The sequence below is a fragment of the Ornithinibacillus halotolerans genome (assembly GCF_014637405.1).
In the GTDB taxonomy this organism is placed as follows: Bacteria; Bacillota; Bacilli; order Bacillales; family Amphibacillaceae; genus Ornithinibacillus; species Ornithinibacillus halotolerans.
Genome location: NZ_BMEY01000015.1, coordinates 40668 through 60739, shown reverse-complemented (window position 1 = coordinate 60739; position 20072 = coordinate 40668). Strand labels below are relative to the sequence as shown.

Genomic DNA, 20072 nt, shown 5'->3' with positions numbered 1-20072 from the left:
TGTTAAAAGGTACATGATACTCGACCTCAAAGTACAATTTCAATAACCCCACCCTCACCTCAAGAACTTATAAAAGAAATTCTCCCTAAACACCCTTCTAATAAGTTCGATTTTAATATTTATCATTTTCCCTCTTGACCTTCAACTTACTTTAAGGTTTATCCTTATGGTAGAAGTTAATTTATACAAGGGGGTATGATATGTGCTAACCATCCAAGAATTTTCAAAGCGAACTGGAATACCAAAGAGTGCACTTCGGTTCTACGAAGAAAAGAAGTTGCTTATGCCGCTAAGAAACAAAGCGAACGGCTATCGGATGTACCATGAAGATCAACTAGAATATGCAAAATTAGTGTCAAGTCTCCGGTTAGCAGATGTTCCGATTAAAGATATCCAAACATATTTTTCTCAATCAAAAGAGGAACAGAAAACAATTATAAAAGAATGGATTAAGCGATTTCACAATCAGAAAGAAATATTAGAGGTACAAATTAAGTTTTTAGAAAGCCAACTAGAAGATGATTCTGTCTTCTTATTTGAAAGACAAAAGGAACGTGTTATTTGGCATTTAGCAGAAGGGGACCAAGGTGGATTTGGCAAACAGCTCTTACAAGGAAATACGTTATTACAAAAAAATAATATTAATGTAAACAACCATTACATTCAGTATATTTCCGGCAGAAAAAACGCAAAAGTATGGATAGGTTTCGGTGTTGATGAAAAGGCGGATATTTCAGACTTAGAGTTTATTGATAAGGAAGAGGAGCTAAGTAAGTCTTTATGTATAGCTACACAATTCGAGGGGGATTTTTCTAGAATAGAAACGGCATATATTAGCCTTGCAAACTATATTAGAAATAATAATTATATCCGCACTGGTGAGTTGATTGAAATGTATCATGGAAATGATTTGAAGCGAGTAACGATAATGGTGCCTGTATTAAAATTAGGGGAGGAAGAGGAATGAGAAGAGAACTAGTTGTGGAGGTGTTGGAGTATACTGGTTCAAATTATGAGATTGGATTCATGCAAGGGGAAGGTATAGAGAAGAACGGAATGTTTCAATATTTACAAGCTATAACAACTGATAATGACCCAAATGTAGTTCAATCTGTCCTTGAGAAATTTTCTCATAGGTTTTTAGAAGAAATTAGGGGCCTTGCTGATGGGATAGGTATTGACTATGATACCACCTTAAAAATGTATAGTGGTTACAATCTAAGTTTTCCAGCAATGGGGTGTACGGCTTTTTCTCAAGAAAATTTCTATGTTAGGAATTATGATTTCTCGCCAGATTTATATGATGGTAGGCTAGTTTTCCATCGTCCAGAAAAAGGGTATGCCAGCGTCGGATTTGCCCAACAAATAGTCGGCCGACTAGATGGAATGAATGAACATGGTCTAGTTATTGGATTACATCTTGTTAATGAAAACAAACAAGAAGAGGGATTAATTGGAACAACGATAGTAAGACTGATTTTAGACGAGTGTAGAAATGTTCAAGAAGCAATTGCTATGTTAACCAAATTACCACACGGCCATTGTTATAATTATTCTCTAATGGATAAAGGAGGAAATAAATGCTTGGTAGAAGCATCACCAGAAAAACAAGTTGTTTATCACGAACAGACGATAATGTGCACCAATTACTTTCAATCCGAGGAATTAAAAGACAACAATAGAGAAAATATTCAAGGTTCACTCCACCGTGAAAAAACACTTCAAGAACTAACTACTTTATCCATTACTCCAGATGAAGCCTATCATACATTTAATAATGAAAACTCAACGTTATTTTACACAGATTACCAAAACTATTTTGGGACACTTCACACGGTTGTTTATATTCCTGAAACACTTGAGATGCTAGTTGGAATCGGAGGAGATTTTCCTCCAGTACGATTATCCTTGGATAGTTTGATTAAGGGTGAACTTGAAGTTAGTAGAGATTTGGTTGGTAAAATAAAATATTAATTGTTTTTTCATAAATTTAAATAACTGGTAAATAATAGTAGCGTATTTTAATTACGTGAAAAGGAGATTGGACATGGTTAATTTAGCAGTTATTTATTATAGTTCTACAGGTACGAACTATCAATTAGCAAAATGGGCAGAGGAAGCAGGTAAAGAAGCGGGTGCTGATGTTAGGGTAGTGAAAGTTCCTGAACTGGCTCCAGAAGCGGCAATTGCTTCTAATCCTGGTTGGAAAGCACATGTTGAGGAAACGAAGGATGTGCCAGAAGCAACATCTGATGATATTGAATGGGCAGATGCTATTATCTTTAGTGTTCCTACTCGATTTGGAAACCTTGCTTCACAAATGAAACAATACCTAGATATGCAAGGAGGGCTTTGGGCAACAGGGAAAACAGTGAATAAAGTAGTGAGTGCTATGTCCTCTGCACAAAACCCACATGGCGGACAGGAGGCAACCATTCTTGCATTATATACATCAATGATGCATTGGGGGGCAATTATCGTTCCACCAGGTTACACAGATCAATTATTATTTGCAGCGGGCGGGAACCCATACGGAACAAGTGTAACACAAGGACAGGATGGAAAAATGGTTGAGGATGTTCAAGCAGCTGTGAAGCACCAAGCAAAACGTACGATTGAAATTGCTAAAAAGGTAGCGAATAAATAGCTTTAAAAAAGTAGCAATGAAACTATTGCTGCTTTTTTGTGTGAAAATTTCCAGTTCTTCCTTTTAATAAGTGACAGGGAATAAAGTAACCCTTAAAATATTATTGGAGGAGGAAGAACTAAATATGAAAGCAATTAGACAGATATGTGCGAGAATCTCAGAACACCCTATCTTTACAAATACAATTATCGTATTAATTATTTTAAATGCTATATTAGTTGGTTTAGAGACTTATAGTAATGTTGCTAGCAAGTTTCATGAATGGATCTACTTCGGAGATAGACTTTTATTATGGATTTTTACTATTGAAATTGTGATTCGTTTGGTTGGAAGAAAGTCATTAAAGAGTTTTATAAAAGATCCTTGGAATATGTTTGATGTAATTATTGTTGCACTTGGACATATTCTTGTTGGTAGTCATTATGTGACAGTACTGAGGGTAGTAAGAGTGTTACGTGTATTACGAGCGGTTTCAATCATTCCATCACTAAGGAAAATGGTCAATGCGTTAATTCTGACGATTCCATCGATGGGAACAATTATGTTGCTGCTAGGAATTTTCTTTTATATATATGCTGTTATCGGAACGATGCTTTATAGTGATATTGCACCTGAATATTTCGGCACCCTGCACGATTCCTTGTTAGCTCTTTTCCAAGTCATTACGTTAGAGTCCTGGGCAAGTGGAGTAATGCGACCAATACTAGCGGAAGACCCTACATCTTGGTGGTATTTTGTAACGTTTATTGTAATTGGTGCGTTTGTAATTATTAATTTATTTGTTGGTGTTATTGTAAATAATGTGGAGGAAGCCTCTCGGGAAGAAACACCATCCCCAACTGATATAAAATTAGCTGAATTACAACAAGAATTAGCAGAGATTAAGAGGTTGCTAGAGAACAAGAAATAATAGAATTGAGACTAATTTTACATATGTATTGTAGGAGAAAAGGTGACACAGAGGCAACATTCTATTGTACCGAGCATTTGAAAATTCTTGGGTAAGGTAACATATAGGCGCTCTATAAGCCCGAATGGAGAAGAAAACCAGAATAAGGTAACATAGAAGCACTCTATAAGCCCGAATGGAGAAGAAAACTAGAATAAGGTAACATAGAGGCGCTCTATAAGCCCGAATGGAGAAGAAAACTAGAATAAGGTAACATATAGGCGCTCTATAAGCCCGAATGGAGAAGAAAACTAGAATAAGGTAATATAGAAGCCTTCTATAAGCCCAAACGGAGAAGAAAACTAGAATAAGGTAGCATAGAAGCACTCTATAAGCCCGAATCAGAAGAAGTTCTAGGAAAAAGTAAAATAAGCACCATCTAAAAACTATACTCTAAAAAAAGGTAACAGAGCCTAGCCCTGTTACCTTTTACTGTCTAGAAAAGAATTACTTCATCATTTCCGCGACAATCTCATAGGAACGTAAACGATCTTTTTGGTGGAAAATTTGTGAACCGATAATTAGTTCATCAGCATTTGTTTCTTCAATGAAACTCTCTAAACCTTTGCGAACGGTATCTGGATTTCCAACGATGGTTGTTTTTGGATCGAGTGTTTCCATGACTGCCGCAATTTCGAGTGGTGAATACATTTCCTCTAAGTTATCAACAGGTGGTTGTAGTTTCCCAGGATTTCCACGACGTAGACTTAAAAATTGTTGTTGTTGGGATGTAGCAATTCTTTTTGCTTCTTCATCAGTATCTGCAGCGATAACGTTAATGCCAAGCATGACATATGGTTTTTCTAGTACATCCGATGGCTTGAAATTATCTCGATAGAGTTTTAATGCTTGGTGTAAAAATGCTGGTGCAAAGTGACTAGCGAATGAGAATGGTAATCCTTTATGTGCTGCAAGTTGTGCACTAAATCCACTTGAACCTAGTAACCAAAGCGGAACATTTGCCCCCTGACCAGGAACGGCCTTAACTCGTGATATAGGCTCATCAGAGAAATAATCCTGTAATTCATTTACTTGCATAGGGAAATCTTCCACACTCATATTAAGCGTTCTTCTGAGTGCATAAGAAGTTGCTTGGTCTGTGCCTGGTGCTCTTCCTAACCCTAGATCAATTCTTCCAGGGTACATAGCCTCTAATGTTCCAAACTGCTCGGCAATTACAATCGTTGCATGGTTAGGTAACATGACACCACCAGCCCCAACTCGAATACTGTTGGTATGCCCTGCAATATGCCCAATTACTACCGAAGTAGCCGAACTAGCTATACCTTCCATATTATGATGTTCTGCTAACCAATACCGGTTAAATCCCCACTTTTCAACATGTTTAGCTAATTCTACACTGTTTTTAAATGACTCACTTGCATTACTACCTTCAGTAATAGGTGCAAGATCTAGAACGGATAGTGGTATATGTTGAAATGTTCTTGCCGTATTTGCTCTTTTCATGAAGTTGATCTCCTTTTTTCGAATCCTTATTAAGAAATGATAAGTTGTTTAGTATAAAGAGTCCAACTTTTAGCTTGAACTAATTTGAGAAGCGGAAGTATGGTGTATCGAGTTTGTTTTAGGAAGGAAATCTTGTCAAAATAATGCTGAGAGGGGATCTCAAGTTTAAAATTAAGGGAAATTCCTAAGAAATGAGGTTGAGAGAGCATCTCAAGCTTAAAATAACGGAAAATCTCTAAGTAATGAGTTTGATAAAGCGGCTCAAGTCCATTTCCAATATAAATCCTTAGGAAATAAAGCTGATAAGCCCCTCAACACAAAATTTCCATCTAAATTAAATTGATTCGATTCTTTATTTCAAGTATGATAGTAAAGTGATTTAGGGAAAGATGTTACTGGAGAGCAGTATGTTATATAAACGTTGGAGATGAGAAAATAATGAATAAAAAATCCATTTATGGGTTAACGAAAGAACAATTAACGGAATGGTTATTAGAGAACGGACAGAAACGATTTCGTGCAGAGCAAGTTTGGGATTGGTTGTATAAAAAGCGTGTTCACCAGTTTTCTGAAATGAAGAATGTAAACAAAGAAACAATTGAACTTCTGGAAGAAAACTATGTAATCGAATCATTAGATGAAGAAATTAAACAAGTATCTAAAGATGGTACGGTTAAGTTTTTATTTAAATTAGCTGATGGAAATTTAATAGAGACTGTACTTATGCGATTTCCCTACGGATTATCTGTTTGTGTAACGACACAAGTTGGTTGTAATATTGGTTGTACATTTTGTGCGAGTGGCTTATTAAGAAAAAGTCGTGACTTAGATAGTGGCGAAATTGTTGGACAAATTATGAAAGTACAAAAGTATTTAGATGAAGAAGGAAAAGGGGAACGCGTTAGTCATATCGTTGTAATGGGTATAGGAGAGCCGTTTGATAACTTTGAAAATCTCATTGACTTTATAAATGTAGTAAATGATGAGAAAGGGCTGAAAATCGGTCAGCGCCATATTACTGTTTCAACAAGTGGTCTAGCTCATAAAATCTATGAATTTGCTGATACAGGATTACAAGTGAACCTAGCTATTTCCTTACACGCACCAAACAATGAGTTGCGTACAAGCATTATGAAAATTAATAGAGCTTTTCCAATTGAGAAGTTAATGAAAGCTGTTGACTATTATTTAGAAAACTCAAATCGCCGCATTACGTATGAATATATTATGCTGAAAGATGTTAATGACCATGAAGAAGAAGCGAAGCAATTAGCGAAGCTTCTACACAGCAAACGTCATTTATCGTATGTAAACTTAATTCCTTATAATTCCGTAGAGGAACATAACCAATATCAGCGCAGTACTACGGCTGATATTCAAAGATTCCATGAGATCTTGAAACAAAACGGCATTAATAGTGGCGTACGTTGGGAAAATGGAGCAGATATTGATGCGGCATGTGGACAGTTAAGAAGTAAGCAAATAAAGAATCAAAAAATCGTATAATTAATAATTAGGAAGGTTGACCCATTTCATATACCGGGTCAATCTTTTTTTATTTGAATATAATAGCTCAAAAAACACGTCTAATATTAAAAAGGGGAAGTTAGTATGTGTGGCTATTTTGGAGTATTCTCCAGTGCACAATTGAATATTTCTGATGAACAAATAATTAAGGCAAAAGAATCATTGAAAGATAGAAACCAAGAAACGGAAGATTCATATAGAGATAATCACCTTTGGATGGATGTAAATGGGGCCAATATGCCTCTTATTAATAGTCGATATCTCGTTGTTTTAGATGGGAAGATTTATAATAACAAACAGATTCAAGATAAATTAGAAAGAAAAGGATATTTATTTGAAACAGGTTCAGACATAGAGGTAATTGCGAACCTTTTTCAAGAGAGTGGAACAGATTGTTTTAAAGAACTTCGAGGGAAATTTGCTATTGTAATTTGGGACTGTGAAGAGAAAATTTTATATGCTGCTCGTGATCATTTCGGAATGAAACCATTGTATTTCCTACAAAATGAAAATGAGTGTTATGTTGCATCTGAGAAAAAGGCTATTATGCAACTTCAACCTCATACTGAATTAAATAAAGAAGCACTACAACAATACTTCTCTTTCCAATACGTACCACCTCCAATGACATTAGCTAACAATGTATATTGTTTAGAGCCTGGACATTTTCTAATACAAACACTTGAACATCCACTAAAAAAACATCGTTACTTTCATGCATCCTTTCAACCGGTAGATGGCAATGAAAAACAAATTATTAACCGCATTCAAGAAGTATTGGTAGATTCAGTAGCTTCCCATGTCCAGAAGGAGGCATCTATAGGTGCATTTTTATCTGGTGGAATTGATTCCAGTTTATTGGTAGGTATTGCTAGGGAAATTAGTCCCTCCATTAAGACATTTTCAGTCGGTTTTGAAGAATATGGGTATTCAGAAATACCTTTAGCGAAAGAAACAGCAACAAAGCTCGAAGTAGAAAATTATTCACATCTTATCCAACCAGAGGAGTTCGTAGAAAAGCTTCCAACAATCCTCTCGTACCTTGACGATCCATTAGCTGACCCAGCGTCTATTCCACTATATATTGCAGCTGAACTAGCAAAAGAACATGTAGATGTTGTTCTCTCCGGTGAAGGAGCTGACGAATTATTCGGTGGATACAATATATACAGGGAATATGAGTCGTTAAAGGTATTTCAAAAGATACCAGAAACACTATTACGATGGATAAATGTATTAGCTCGGATATTTCCTGATGGAATGACTGGGAAGAGTTTTCTACAACGTGGTACGACACCACTAAATAAGCGATATATAGGAAATGCAAAGATATTTGAAGAAAAAGAGAAAAGGAATCTTTTAAAAGAATACGATGAACAGTACCAGTACCAACAGATTACATCACCACTATTTCAACGAGTAGAAAAAGACCATCCAGCACAACAGATGCAATATATTGATATTCATACGTGGTTGCCAGGGGATATTTTGTTAAAGGCGAACCGAATGACAGGTGCTCATTTGCTGGATGTTAGAACACCATTTTTAGATAAGGAAGTTTTTGAAGTAGCACAAAAGATTCCAGTCAAATATAAGCTTACTGATAATCAGACAAAAGTAATTCTACGAAAAGCTGCCATGCGGTTTGTGCCTGGAGATGTTATTGATCGAAAGAAATTGGGGTTTCCTGTTCCCGTAAGTAAATGGCTACGAAAAGAACTATATGATTGGGCACAACGAATAATCTTAGAAAGTAAAACAGAATACTTGTTACAAAAATCTCAATGTTTAAAGCTATTAGTAGATCATGCTTATGGATATCATGATAATGGTAGAAAGCTATGGACGATTCTTGTTTTTATGTTGTGGCATAAACTTAATATTGAAGAATTAGAAGGAGATAATAAGAAAGGAGGCTTATTCCTTTAATGAATAGGCCTCTTTCTAATACCTTGCTGACAATGGTAAATCAACCAGACCATCCTTTGCAGAGAAACGATTTTTACCGAGGTTTTTAGATTTTATTAATAATTGATCCGCATAAACATAAGCTTTCTTAATATCAATAGATTCATTTGTTTTGTAATAATATAGACCAAATGATGCTGTCATTGAAATATGGATTTTTTTATTGTCATACTCTGCAATAGCCGGAGTATTTTTAATTCCATCTCTTAACTGTTCCACTAAATAAACACATTCACTATACGTGCGGTTTCTTAAGAAGATAGTAAATTCTTCACCGCCACTGCGGAATAAAAAGTCATCATCTGCTTTTAAATAGTTTTGCAGCACTTGGGCAAAGTGCTGGATTGCTCGGTCACCAACCGCATGATTATAAGTATCATTAATTCGCTTAAAAGAATCTATGTCTGTAACAATAATCCCTATTCGTTCTCCGGAATGATTAAGCTCATCCATTTTCTTATCCATGTAGGTTCGATTGTATACTTCAGTTAGAAAATCGGTATAAGCCATCTGTTCGAATTTATCCCGTTCCATCTTATGTTGAAGGGACTGGTTAATCGCAACGTTGGAACGACTGACAAGGTAATTTAACATAAATAAACCGACGACCATTTCCCATTGTCGACTTTCTAAAAATGCGAATAACAATCCGTTAGAAAAGACTATTTTACCTAGATCTAAAATACTTCTACTTTTGATAAAGGATAATACATCTTGAATAGTTTTAAATTCACCACTAAAAAGAAAAACGATTGCTAAGTATAGATGAGATAAAAAGGACATTAGCATCACGATACCAATTATTAATAACCAGAATCCAAATGGAACTTGTCCAACTACTGGATGAAGCCAATGGAATAAATAATAGCCAATTGCCCCATTTAGAGCAAAAGCTCCGACATTATAAAATGTATGTAATAGTTCCTCTTCATCTGCAATCTTACTAGACTTTCTTATGAAATAAACGGTAAACATATAACATAATTCATAAAAAAACGCACCTATTGGTCCTGCGAATAATGCTATTCCAAGGCTATATGGGATTGTGTAATCAATTCTTGAATTTCCTTGTTTGACAACTACTTTTAAATGATAGTATAAGGTTGAAAAGAAATAAAAGAGAAAAAGTGCAATCAAGTAATCAGATAGTTCTACTCTAATTCCGCCTGAGCTAAAAGCGACAACGACAGAAATGAAAAATATGAGAAAAATAAAAGCTTTATCTAGACGCATTGACTACAATTCCCCTCTATCTCTTCTAATGATTGATCAATTAATTTAGGTAAATATTACTATATATACAATATATCATACTTTTGTGGCTATTCTTATTAATTTTTGCAAAAGAACGAATAGTTTATTTGTTAATTAAAATCCCTAACAATGTCTTATTGAGCTTTAATTTGTAGATAGGTATAATGAAGAATATAATAAAGTAAGGAAACAACTAATGCTAAATGCATTTGTGTTAATTTGATAGGAATAACCCATATAGGAGAAACGAATATGAGTCATAAAGCAGTTATATTAGGTAATAACTATTATATAGGATTAAGTGCCATCCGAAGCCTTGGAAAAGAGGGTGTCCATACAGTAGCAATGGATTATTCAGAAGAGGATCGGTATGGAGCGGCTTCAAAATATTGTAATGAGAAAATAATTGTACCTCATTATCAAAAAGAGACGGAAAAGTTTATTGAGGCATTAATTGATTATGCTAAAAAGCAAGAGAAAAAACCAGTATTAATACCATGCCATGATACATATCTGGAGGTAATTGATGCTCATTTACATGAAATAAAGAAATATTATTTAATTCCACAAACCGAACAAGGTTTAGCTACGAAAGTAATGAATAAAGATACATTACATGAGCTAGCAGTGAAACATGGTGTACGTGTACCGGAGACCGTTCGAATTCATGAGCCAAACTTCAAACAAAGGGTGGAAGAAGAGATTAAATTTCCTTGTTTAGTAAAACCTTTTGATTCGCCAACCTTTGTTAGAGTGTTCCGTAAAAAGATTTTTAAAGTTTATAATATGCAGGAATTAGAAGAGGCATTAGAACAGGCGAAACAAGCAAACTTGGAAGTATTTGTTCAACGAATTATCCCTGGATTTGATGATCATATGTATACGTTCGACGCGTATTTAAATCAAGAATCTAAAGTGACCCACTGGACTACATGTCAAAAGCTTCGCCAATACCCAATTAATTTCGGGGCATCTGTTTATACGATTCAGAAGTATACCCCCAAACTATTTGAGATTGGTTCGAACTTTTTAGAAGGGATAAATTATAAAGGCTTTGCAGAGATAGAGTTTAAAAAAGATGAAGAAACCGGCGAGTTCTATTTAATTGAAATAAATGCCCGAATTACAAACTTTAACCATTTATTATATAAAGTTGGCTTAAATTTCCCTTATATTACGTATCGAGAGATGATAGGAGAACCACTTGAACCTAAAGCTGTAACAGAAACTACGAATCGTGCCTTTTGGTATGGTTATGAAGATTTACTAGCAGTTAAAGGATATGTGCAAACAGGACAATTGAAAATAGGTGAAGTGGTTAAGTCACTATTTCGTCCAAAAGCATATGCAATTTGGAGCATTCGTGATCCAAAACCAGCAATTGCTTTTACTAAACATCGAGTTGGAAAGTTATTAGGAGGCCGTAAAAGAGGCTAGGAGGTATGTTGGATGCAGTTGAAACAGTTGTTAGAAGTGTTAGATGTAACGAATAGTACAGAAGTGTTGGATGTAGAGATTAATAGTGTCTCTTATCATTCCCAAAAGGTGGAAAAAGGAGACTTATTTGTTTGTGTGAAAGGTTATAAAACAGACGGACACAAATATTTACCTGATGCCATACAACGTGGAGCAGTTGCTGCAGTAGTAGAAGACTATCAAGCAGATTTACATATTCCACAATATGTTGTTTCTGATAGCCGAATTGCACTAGCGAAATTAGGTTCACAATTATATAAAAATCCTTCGTCAAAAATGACAATGATCGGGATTACCGCGACTAATGGAAAAACAACAACCTCATATATGACGAATGCTATTTTGGAAAAAGAGGGTCGCAGAACAGGACTTATTGGAACGGTTGTCGTGAAAAATGGCGATACATCTATTCCTGCTGAATTAACGACGCCAGAGTCATTGGATTTACAAAAATATCTAAACGATATGGTTGAAAATGATGTAACGCATGTAACGATGGAAGTGTCATCGGCTGCCTTAGAATTACATCGTGTTGAAGGTGTCGAGTACGACATTGTTTCACTGAACAATATGAGTAAAGAACATATGGAAATGCACGGTACGTTTGAAAGGTATTTTGAGGTGAAATCAAGCTTAATTCGTAATGCCTCACCAGATGCTTACGCAGTGTTAAATTTAGATGATAAATATTCTGCTTCATTAGTTGACCAAACAGAGGCAAAAGTCATATCTTTTGGACTAACGAACAACAATGGCTATCTTCATTGTAAAGATTTAGACTTATCAACTGGAAGAGGGAAATTTACAGTCGAAATCTTAAAGCCATTTGAAGCGAGTGGTATTAAGTACGAGCCAAGTGAATTTAAGGTTGAGTTAGCTGTACCTGGTCTGCACTCTGTATACAATGCAATGGTTGCAATTACTATTGCTTTATTAAGTGGGGTAAGAGTAACTACGATTCAAGAAACATTAAAAGAATTTTCTGGTGTGCCAAGACGATTTGAGTTCATTCATGAAGATGAAATAAAAGTTGTTGATGATCACTTTGCCAATCCTGGAAATATCAATGTGACATTACAGACATTAGATTTTATGGATTATGAAAACCTACACCTAGTATATGCAATTAGAGGGCAAAGAGGTGCTACAATCAATCGCGAAAATGCAGAAGTGATTGTAAAGTGGGCAGAAAAACTTAAGATTAAGGAAGTAATAGCAACTCGAAGTGTATCACATACAACATCAAAGGATGAAGTAACCGATGAAGAGGTTAGTGCTTTTCAAGAAGTAATGGATAAGGCAGGCATTCGTGTAGATTTATATAATGAATTGCCAGATGCTATTCATGAAGCATTAACACATACAACAAAAGGTGACCTTGTCCTACTTGCAGGATGCCAAGGTATGGACTATGGTGCTGGAATTGCTCTTGAAGCATTAGATAAAGAAAATGTAGAGGTAAAATAGCCTAAAGTAACAGCAAGGTAGAGAAGCGGGTGGAAGAATGGAACAGAAGAAATTAGGCGTTTTAGGCGGAATGGGACCAGCGGCAACCTCATTGTTTTTTGAGAAGGTAATCGAGAATACAGTCGCTCATAAAGATCAAGATCATATTGACATGGTTATTCTTAACCATGCCACAATTCCTGATCGGACAAGGGCTATTTTAGAAGATAACAAGGAACCGTTTTTGGAAGCTGTTAAGAAAGATTTTGAAATATTTGAAGCGGCTGGCATTGAAAATATCGCTATTCCTTGTAATACATCCCATTACTTCTACGATGAGATGCAATCGATGACAACGATTAATATTATTCATATGATTGAAGAGACAGTAAAGCATATTCGAAACAAATTCGGACAAGCAATAAAAATTGGCATCTTAGCAACAGACGGTACGGTAAATAGTGGTATATATCAGCGTGTTTGTCATAAATATAATATGGAGGCACATATCCCAGATGTGCATTCCCAAGAAAAAGTGATGCGTACTATTTATGATTTTAAAGCGGATATACCGGTTGATGTAGCTGGATTTGAACAAATTATTATCAATATGACAGAAACAGAAAACTGCGATTGTGTTATTCTTGGCTGTACAGAACTTTCTTGTATTCCTATATCTAATCAGTTACAGGATTATTGTGTGGATGCAATGCAAGTTCTTGTCAATCAATCCATTATTCTTTCTGGGAAAGAAGTTAAACAGAATGTGATCATGTTAAATCAAGAGTAAGGAGGGAGATTCATGGTTTCCAATAAAGAGGCATTTGATGAATTCTTACTCGAATCTTTTAAAGATGGTAGAGGTGTACGTGAACTTAGGCTATCAAAAGAAGAAGCGAATTATTTAAAAGTAAAAATACCTAAAGCAAAGTTCAAAAAAATTGCTGGACCATCTGATTCTACTCAGAAAGAATGGTATGAAGTAAATACTAGTCGCTGCTAAATGAAGGATGCGACCCGTGTATGGAGGACTAAAAACCTCTATATACGGGTCGTTTTTTTACTTTGGTTCCGCAAACAAATGCGTACTATGTACACTGAGTTTTGCTTTTGGATCTAGGAATGATTTTGCGTGGTTAACGGCAATAGTTGCTTCTCCAAATCCAGTTGCAATTAGTTTTGGTTTCCCTTCATATGCACAAATGTCCCCTGCGGCATAAATTCCAGGTATATTGGTTTCCATCTTTCCATTTACGATAATTGCGTTTTTCGTCGTGTTAAGTCCCCAAGATTTAATAGGTCCGATATTGGTAATAAAACCATAATTAACAATAACCTCATCAATGGAATAGATCTCCGTGTCTACACTTTTAACCTTTTGAATGACAGCTTGTTCGATGACTCCATTAGTTCCGATAAGCTCCTTCAATTCAAATGGTGTTCGAATAGTAACAGAAGAGGATTTAAGCAGGGTTAAGCTATGCTCATGGGCACGAAAAGCATCTCTTCGATGAATAAGTGTTACTTCACTTGCAATATCTTCTAGTGCAAGTGCCCAATCAACAGCTGAATCTCCACCGCCGCAAATAAGAACTTGTTTTCCGTCAAAGTGGTTAAGATCTTTCACAAAGTAGTGGAGGGTTCGATTTTCAAATTCAACTGCCTCATCAAGCTTTAACCTTCTCGGCTCAAAAGCCCCAGCTCCGGCAGAAATAATAATACTTTTAGTAAAATGAATATTCTTAGATGTGTGAATTTCAAAAGTTCCATCGTCCAACTGTATAATATTTTGAACTTGTTCATCTAAACAAATGGTAGGGGAAAATGTTAATGCTTGTTTATGAAGTTCTGCTACTAAATCCCTTGCTTTTACTCCTGGAAAGCCGGCGACATCATAAATATATTTATCAGGGTATAATGCGGCAAGTTGCCCTCCGACCTCTTGCATACTATCAATAATCTTGACAGACGCTTCCCGCATACCTGCATAAAACGCCGTAAATAAGCCAACTGGACCAGCACCTATTATCGTAATATCTGATATTTCACTATTTTTCATCTGTAGGTCTCCTTTAATCTTATAATGAGAAAATTAATAATCAGCATAACAATATAACGTAAATAATACGGTTAATAAAATATTGTTATATAAATAATAAAAATATTGTGTAAAAAAGTCAATATTATTTAAAAAAGTGAAACAATAGTGCGATCTTCTCCTACATTTTCATGAAAAAACACGGGATTTTAGGTGTATTTAGTTAATAATTGAATAAACGATTAATTATCAAATTTATGATAATATTGACTTCTTTTATTTATAAACGTATTATTTTACTAACGTATAATTGACGGTTGTTTAAATTATGGAAGGGGTAGGATTTTATGAAATATTCAATTACAGATTTACAACAAGTTGCCTCTCATGGGCTAACTCCACCTCCGTGTGATACGACGATGCAAGTGACAGTTAATGAAGCCCAAGATGGAGTAGCAAAAGGGATATGGGATGTTGATCAGAAATTCATAAATGGTTTAGGAGTGGTCATGGGAGGCTTTATTTCCTCTGCCGCAGATATATTAATGGCTTATGCTATTGCCTCGAAATTAACAGAGAATCAAGGGTTTGTATCCATTGATTTAGATACAACCTTCCACCGCCCAGCCTTTGAAGGAGAGATCGAAGTAATTGCTAAAGTGGAAAAGTTGGGAAGGACATTGGCTTATGTTGTGGCTGAATTAGTTCAAAATGAGAAAAAGATTGCTACATGTGTTTCCTCTCTACTTATTCAGCAAAAATAATGAAGGTTTGTAGAAACCATTGTTTTCATGGACAATGGTTTTTTAATATGAAACGATGGAATCAGAAATCTAAAGAGTAAAATCATCAGGAGGAAATGATATGAAAGTAATGCCAATTGAGAAAAAGGGGATAACTACGAGCCGCCTCATCTTAGGTTGTATGGGTTTCGGGGGAAGTTGGGATAATACTCCCTACACCAAAGAGGATGTACTAAACACAGAAAAGGCAATTGACGTAGCATTATCTAACGGAATTACAATGTTTGATCATGCCGACATCTATAGAAAAGGAAAAGCAGAAAAAGTATTTGGCGAAATCCTACAGTCGCGCCCAGAACTCAGAGAAAACATCGTTCTTCAATCGAAATGTGGTATTCGATTTGCTGATGGCAAGAATCCGGGTCGGTATGATCTATCAAAAGACCATATACTTAACTCGGTGGATGGGATATTAGATAGATTAAATACCGATTATTTAGATATTCTCTTGCTACATCGTCCAGATCCGCTAATGGAACCAGAAGAAATAGCAGAGGCATTTGAATTATTGAGGACTTCAGGGAAAGTCCGTCACTTCGGTGTTTCTAATATGAATGCTTCTCAAATCAAAATATTGAATGCTTACTGCTCCGAACCTATGGTGATAAATCAATTGAATATGAGTTTAAAGGAAAAAGATTGGATAGAGGAAGGTGTATTAGTAAATCAGAAGGAAGGAATAGATGTAAATTTTCCAGAAGGAATGATAGAATATTGTCGTTTAACTAATATCCAGTTACAAGCTTGGGCTCCTTTAGCAAACGGGATTTATTCTGGTCGTTCGTTAGACAATCCATCAGAATCTGAGCTCGCTACGATAAAATTGGTCGAGAAATTAGCATTAGAAAAAGATACTTCTAAAGAAGCAATTGTCCTTGCGTGGCTTATGCGCCATCCGGCAATGATTCAACCAGTCATCGGAACAACAAATCCGGAAAGAATAACGAAATGCCAAGATGCTATTCGACAGGCTGAACTTATGACTCGTGAAGAATGGTATTCTCTTTACGTAGCTTCACGGGGTAATAAATTACCGTAATGTGAATAGTTTAGATATATTACTGAATTTTAGAAGATAATTGTAATTGATAATGACTTACAAGGAACAGAAAGATATTTATGTTAAATAAGGGGGAGTGAATATGTTAATCAAACCGAAAAAATTACAACCGGGAGATCTAATAGCTACGGTAAGCCCTTCTTGGGGAGGAGCGGGAGAACCAGAACTACAGTGGCGATATGAACAAGGTGTAAAGAGACTCGAAGAAGTATTTGGACTGAAAGTAACTCCTATGCCGAATAGTTTGAAGGGGGGAGACTACCTTTATAGAAATCCTCAGGCACGTGCAGAAGATTTAATGACAGCATTTATGGACAAAAATATTAAAGGGATTATTGCCAATATTGGTGGAGAAGAAAGTATACGTTTACTTCCTTTCATCGATTTTGATGTTATTCGTGAAAATCCAAAAGTATTCATGGGATATTCAGATGTGACTATATCTCATTTGTTTTGTTACAAGGCAGGGGTTTCTTCTTTTTACGGTCCAGCTATATTAACGGATTTTGCAGAAAATGTGGAGATGAATCCGTATACGATTGAAATGGTGAACCGAACGCTATTTTCTAATGAAGTTATTGGTGAGATTCAATCAGCACCGGCTTGGACAAGTGAGTTTTTGGAGTGGATAGAAGATAATAAGAATCGTCGAAGAGCTTTGCAACAGAATACAGGATATGAGATTCTTCAAGGTTCAGGAGTAGCTCAAGGACGCTTAATTGGTGGGTGCATGGAAGTACTTGAGTTTGCCAAAGGAACAGAAATTTGGCCTGAAGATAAGTGCTGGGAGAATAGTATTCTATTCTTTGAAACATCGGAGGAAAAGCCAGAACCTAAATATATAAAATATTGGTTAAGAAATTATGCAGCACAAGGAATATTACAAAAGGTGAAGGGAATCATTTTTGGCAAACCAAAGGATGAAATGTACTATGACGAGTATAAATTAGTAATTCAACAAGTAATGAAAGAGTATGAGTTGAAGGACTTACCGATCCTTTATAATTTAAATTTTGGACATACCGAACCGAAATTTATTTTGCCATATGGTGCCATGGCAGAAATTAATTGTGACAATAGAACATTCTCTATACTTGAGAGTGGGGTAGAATGAAATTTGAAAAAGCTTGAGGCGAGAATCCTCAAGCTTTTTTAGCTGTATTATCAGGGTTTATTTTCGGTTATTTATTAATCTCTTCCATAACCTTCTCCACTTCTCCTTGATTATAGACCTGTTCAAAGAATCGTTTAGCAGGCTCATTAAGCATCTTATAATAATCAGTGAATAACGATGCAGCTGAATCACCTAGCCACATATTAGGTAATAATTCCTGAGGTAGGTTTGGATCAATAAATAAAAATTTCCGGTATTGGTGAACGAGGAGCGCGGATTTGACGAAACAGCTTCCATCACTTAGTTCTCCTTTTTCCATTTTATTTTTGTCAATTACATACTTTTGACTGTACTCCTGTATAAATAATTGATATTTTTCATTGATCTCATCTAGATTCCAACATTTTTGTACAAGTTCTTCTTGGTCATTTGTTCCTATATATGAAGCTTGGAAAAAGGAAATGTACTCATGAATGTCATACTTATCAATTAGCCGATTAACTTGTTCCTCAAGAGGATTTGGAGTAATCCAACAGCTATTGGACAATAACCCAAATCCACTCCATACTAGCTCTTTTCGCAATTCATCTCGTAAATGACGCTTATTCTCTGGAATGGTGTAGACGAGGATGCGCCAATTTCCATCCCATGATGGATGTTCGGTTTTATAAATACGTTTGGAGGCTTCATCCATTCGGGCCTTTCCTCGGTCTGTTAACGAATAATAACTTTTATTTCCGATTTTATTAGATTCAACCCATCCCTGCTTATTCATTCTTGAAATAGCAGCACGTACCGATTGCTCATTATGTCCAAATTCTTGTAATAACCGTATTAAACTTCCAATCCAAATGACATTATCATAATGCCGTATATAATCACCAAACAAGGTGAAAATCATAGATCTCGTATTAAACTGCTTATTCACCAAAAAACTCCCTCACTTTTCTGTACGTCACCATCATAAAACGTTAGTAGTTTAAATTTTAACAAAAATTGTTAGTGATTAGTAGTTAATAATCTCAAAAAAGTTATTTCGAGACACTATTTATATGTATGCACTGAGTGGCCCGAATACACGTAGACTCCTGTGGGAGGAAAGGCATCGGTGAGACCCCGCAAGAGCGTTAGCTCTGAGGAGGCTCACCAGCCGCCCACGGAAAGCGAAGTGTATTCGGGCCACGGATATGGCTATTAAACTTTTTGTTAATAACACGATTATAGCACATTAAAATAATGATATTTGAGAAAATTTAAAATAATATTGTCATTAATATAACACTTTGTTATTATAACGTTAAAGAAACGTTATAAGGGAGTGGTACAATGTATAATTATGTGGAGGACGGAGATTCCAAAACAACGGCATATGTTGAGTCCGATAAAGAGAAGTACGAAGCGTTTATGGCTCGAATTGAAGCGGGAGAAAAGATTGAAGCAGACGACTGGATGCCGGATGATTATCGAATTGCACTAATTAAGCTTATTTCCATGCATGGAATTAGTGAAATAATGGGCGCACTACCTGAAAAAGAATGGGTACCGAAAGCACCAACATTAAGAAGAAAATTAGGGATTATGGCAAAAGTACAAGATGAAATGGGGCACGGTCAACTTCTCTTACGAGTGGCAGAAGATTTAATGAAACCATTGGGTAAGAATCGTGAAAGCTTAATGAAAGATTTACTAAATGGCGATTTGAAGTTTCATAACGTATTCCATATGCCGACAAAAACGTGGGCAGATGCAGGTATGGTTGGATGGCTTGTTGATGGGGCTGCAATCATTTCACAAACAAATATGCTAGATGCTTCTTATGGTCCATATCAGCGTGCGTTGCAACGGATTTGTCAGGAAGAAGTATTTCATGCCCAACATGGTGAATCAATTATTATGGCATTAGCTGAAGGAAATGAATACCAACGGAGTATTTTACAAGAATCACTAAATCGTTGGTGGCCATCCTTACTTATGTTCTTTGGCCCTGCTTCTGCGGAAACAACTGGATCGTCCAAACAAGACATTATGATTAAATATAAAATTCGTAAGAGTAATAACGAAGAATTACGCCAAGCATTCTTATCAAAATATATGCCTCGTGTCTTCGCTTTAGGGCTAACAGTACCAGATGAGACGATTCGTTATGATGAAAAAGAAGAAAAATGGATCTATAAGCAACCAGACTGGGAAGAATTTAAACAAATTATTCGAAATAAAGGCCCACGGTCTAAAGAGAGACTTCGCCTAAGAGAAATTGCATATGAAAACAATAGTTGGGTCCGAGAAGCATTAGCAACAAAAGCAGTTACGGTCTAATGAGGGG

The 20072-nt window shown here is 35.8% G+C and carries 18 protein-coding genes; 14 read left to right on the top strand and 4 right to left on the bottom strand.

What is annotated here, in order from left to right; all coding sequences use genetic code 11:
• Positions 1-202 precede the first annotated feature (202 nt).
• From IEV35_RS13985 to IEV35_RS13970, 4 genes are all read left to right on the top strand, one after another.
• Positions 203-967: a MerR family transcriptional regulator gene (locus tag IEV35_RS13985; RefSeq protein ID WP_188385284.1), complete on the top strand. Its 765-nt coding sequence runs from the start codon at positions 203-205 to the stop codon at positions 965-967.
• The gene (locus tag IEV35_RS13980; protein ID WP_188385283.1) at positions 964-1974 is read left to right on the top strand and encodes a C45 family autoproteolytic acyltransferase/hydrolase; all 1011 of its coding nucleotides are present in this window, start codon (positions 964-966) and stop codon (positions 1972-1974) included. Before IEV35_RS13985 ends, IEV35_RS13980 begins: the two co-directional genes overlap by 4 nt.
• Positions 1975-2047: 73 nt before the next feature.
• Positions 2048-2647 (top strand): NAD(P)H:quinone oxidoreductase, encoded by a 600-nt coding sequence (wrbA, locus tag IEV35_RS13975; protein ID WP_373284759.1) that lies wholly within the window; start codon positions 2048-2050, stop codon positions 2645-2647.
• 124 nt (positions 2648-2771) lie between these two features.
• Positions 2772-3557 carry an ion transporter gene (locus tag IEV35_RS13970; protein ID WP_188385281.1) on the top strand — a complete coding sequence of 262 codons (786 nt, stop codon included), beginning with the start codon at positions 2772-2774 and terminating at the stop codon, positions 3555-3557.
• 486 nt (positions 3558-4043) lie between these two features.
• Here the strand turns inward: IEV35_RS13970 and IEV35_RS13965 are convergent, their stop codons facing one another.
• Complete coding sequence (locus tag IEV35_RS13965) at positions 4044-5063, bottom strand: LLM class flavin-dependent oxidoreductase (RefSeq protein WP_188385280.1); 1020 nt, start codon at positions 5061-5063, stop codon at positions 4044-4046.
• A 438-nt stretch (positions 5064-5501) separates the two neighbouring features.
• Here IEV35_RS13965 and rlmN point away from each other — a divergent pair, with 438 nt between their 5' ends.
• Both rlmN and asnB read left to right on the top strand, forming a co-directional pair.
• A complete protein-coding gene (gene rlmN, locus IEV35_RS13960) occupies positions 5502-6569 on the top strand; it encodes a dual-specificity RNA methyltransferase RlmN (RefSeq protein ID WP_188385279.1) in 1068 nt (355 codons plus the stop codon).
• Between the two features lie 105 nt (positions 6570-6674).
• On the top strand, positions 6675-8519 hold the full coding sequence (asnB, locus tag IEV35_RS13955; RefSeq protein ID WP_188385278.1) for an asparagine synthase (glutamine-hydrolyzing): 1845 nt from the start codon (positions 6675-6677) through the stop codon (positions 8517-8519).
• A 15-nt stretch (positions 8520-8534) separates the two neighbouring features.
• Here the strand turns inward: asnB and IEV35_RS13950 are convergent, their stop codons facing one another.
• Positions 8535-9791, bottom strand: coding sequence for a GGDEF domain-containing protein (locus tag IEV35_RS13950; RefSeq protein WP_188385277.1), 1257 nt, complete (start codon positions 9789-9791; stop codon positions 8535-8537).
• A gap of 273 nt (positions 9792-10064) precedes the next feature.
• On the opposite strand from IEV35_RS13950, the gene IEV35_RS13945 reads away from it, so the two are divergent.
• The 4 genes from IEV35_RS13945 to IEV35_RS13930 are packed head-to-tail and all read left to right on the top strand — an operon-like array spanning position 10065 to position 13737.
• Positions 10065-11249: a carboxylate--amine ligase gene (locus tag IEV35_RS13945; RefSeq protein ID WP_188385276.1), complete on the top strand. Its 1185-nt coding sequence runs from the start codon at positions 10065-10067 to the stop codon at positions 11247-11249.
• A gap of 12 nt (positions 11250-11261) precedes the next feature.
• Entirely contained in the window at positions 11262-12755 is a 1494-nt protein-coding gene (locus tag IEV35_RS13940; RefSeq protein ID WP_188385275.1) for a Mur ligase family protein, read from the top strand.
• Positions 12756-12792: 37 nt separating this feature from the next.
• Complete coding sequence (gene cuyB / locus IEV35_RS13935; protein WP_188385274.1) at positions 12793-13524, top strand: cysteate racemase; 732 nt, start codon at positions 12793-12795, stop codon at positions 13522-13524.
• Between the two features lie 12 nt (positions 13525-13536).
• Positions 13537-13737, top strand: coding sequence for a hypothetical protein (locus IEV35_RS13930; protein WP_188385273.1), 201 nt, complete (start codon positions 13537-13539; stop codon positions 13735-13737).
• A 57-nt stretch (positions 13738-13794) separates the two neighbouring features.
• Here IEV35_RS13930 and IEV35_RS13925 read toward each other — a convergent pair whose 3' ends face one another.
• On the bottom strand, positions 13795-14793 hold the full coding sequence (locus IEV35_RS13925) for an NAD(P)/FAD-dependent oxidoreductase (protein ID WP_188385272.1): 999 nt from the start codon (positions 14791-14793) through the stop codon (positions 13795-13797).
• A 326-nt stretch (positions 14794-15119) separates the two neighbouring features.
• Here IEV35_RS13925 and IEV35_RS13920 point away from each other — a divergent pair, with 326 nt between their 5' ends.
• The 3 genes from IEV35_RS13920 to IEV35_RS13910 all read left to right on the top strand — a co-directional run bounded on the left by IEV35_RS13920 (position 15120) and on the right by IEV35_RS13910 (position 17749).
• Complete coding sequence (locus IEV35_RS13920) at positions 15120-15536, top strand: PaaI family thioesterase (RefSeq protein WP_188385271.1); 417 nt, start codon at positions 15120-15122, stop codon at positions 15534-15536.
• A 100-nt stretch (positions 15537-15636) separates the two neighbouring features.
• Entirely contained in the window at positions 15637-16614 is a 978-nt protein-coding gene (locus IEV35_RS13915) for an aldo/keto reductase (RefSeq protein ID WP_188385270.1), read from the top strand.
• A gap of 103 nt (positions 16615-16717) precedes the next feature.
• A complete protein-coding gene (locus IEV35_RS13910) occupies positions 16718-17749 on the top strand; it encodes a S66 family peptidase (protein WP_188385269.1) in 1032 nt (343 codons plus the stop codon).
• 67 nt (positions 17750-17816) lie between these two features.
• Here IEV35_RS13910 and paaX read toward each other — a convergent pair whose 3' ends face one another.
• Positions 17817-18650 carry a phenylacetic acid degradation operon negative regulatory protein PaaX gene (gene paaX / locus IEV35_RS13905; RefSeq protein WP_188385322.1) on the bottom strand — a complete coding sequence of 278 codons (834 nt, stop codon included), beginning with the start codon at positions 18648-18650 and terminating at the stop codon, positions 17817-17819.
• A 425-nt stretch (positions 18651-19075) separates the two neighbouring features.
• Between paaX and paaA the strand changes: the two genes are divergently transcribed.
• Positions 19076-20065 carry a 1,2-phenylacetyl-CoA epoxidase subunit PaaA gene (gene paaA / locus IEV35_RS13900; RefSeq protein ID WP_188385268.1) on the top strand — a complete coding sequence of 330 codons (990 nt, stop codon included), beginning with the start codon at positions 19076-19078 and terminating at the stop codon, positions 20063-20065.
• Positions 20066-20072: the final 7 nt, after the last annotated feature.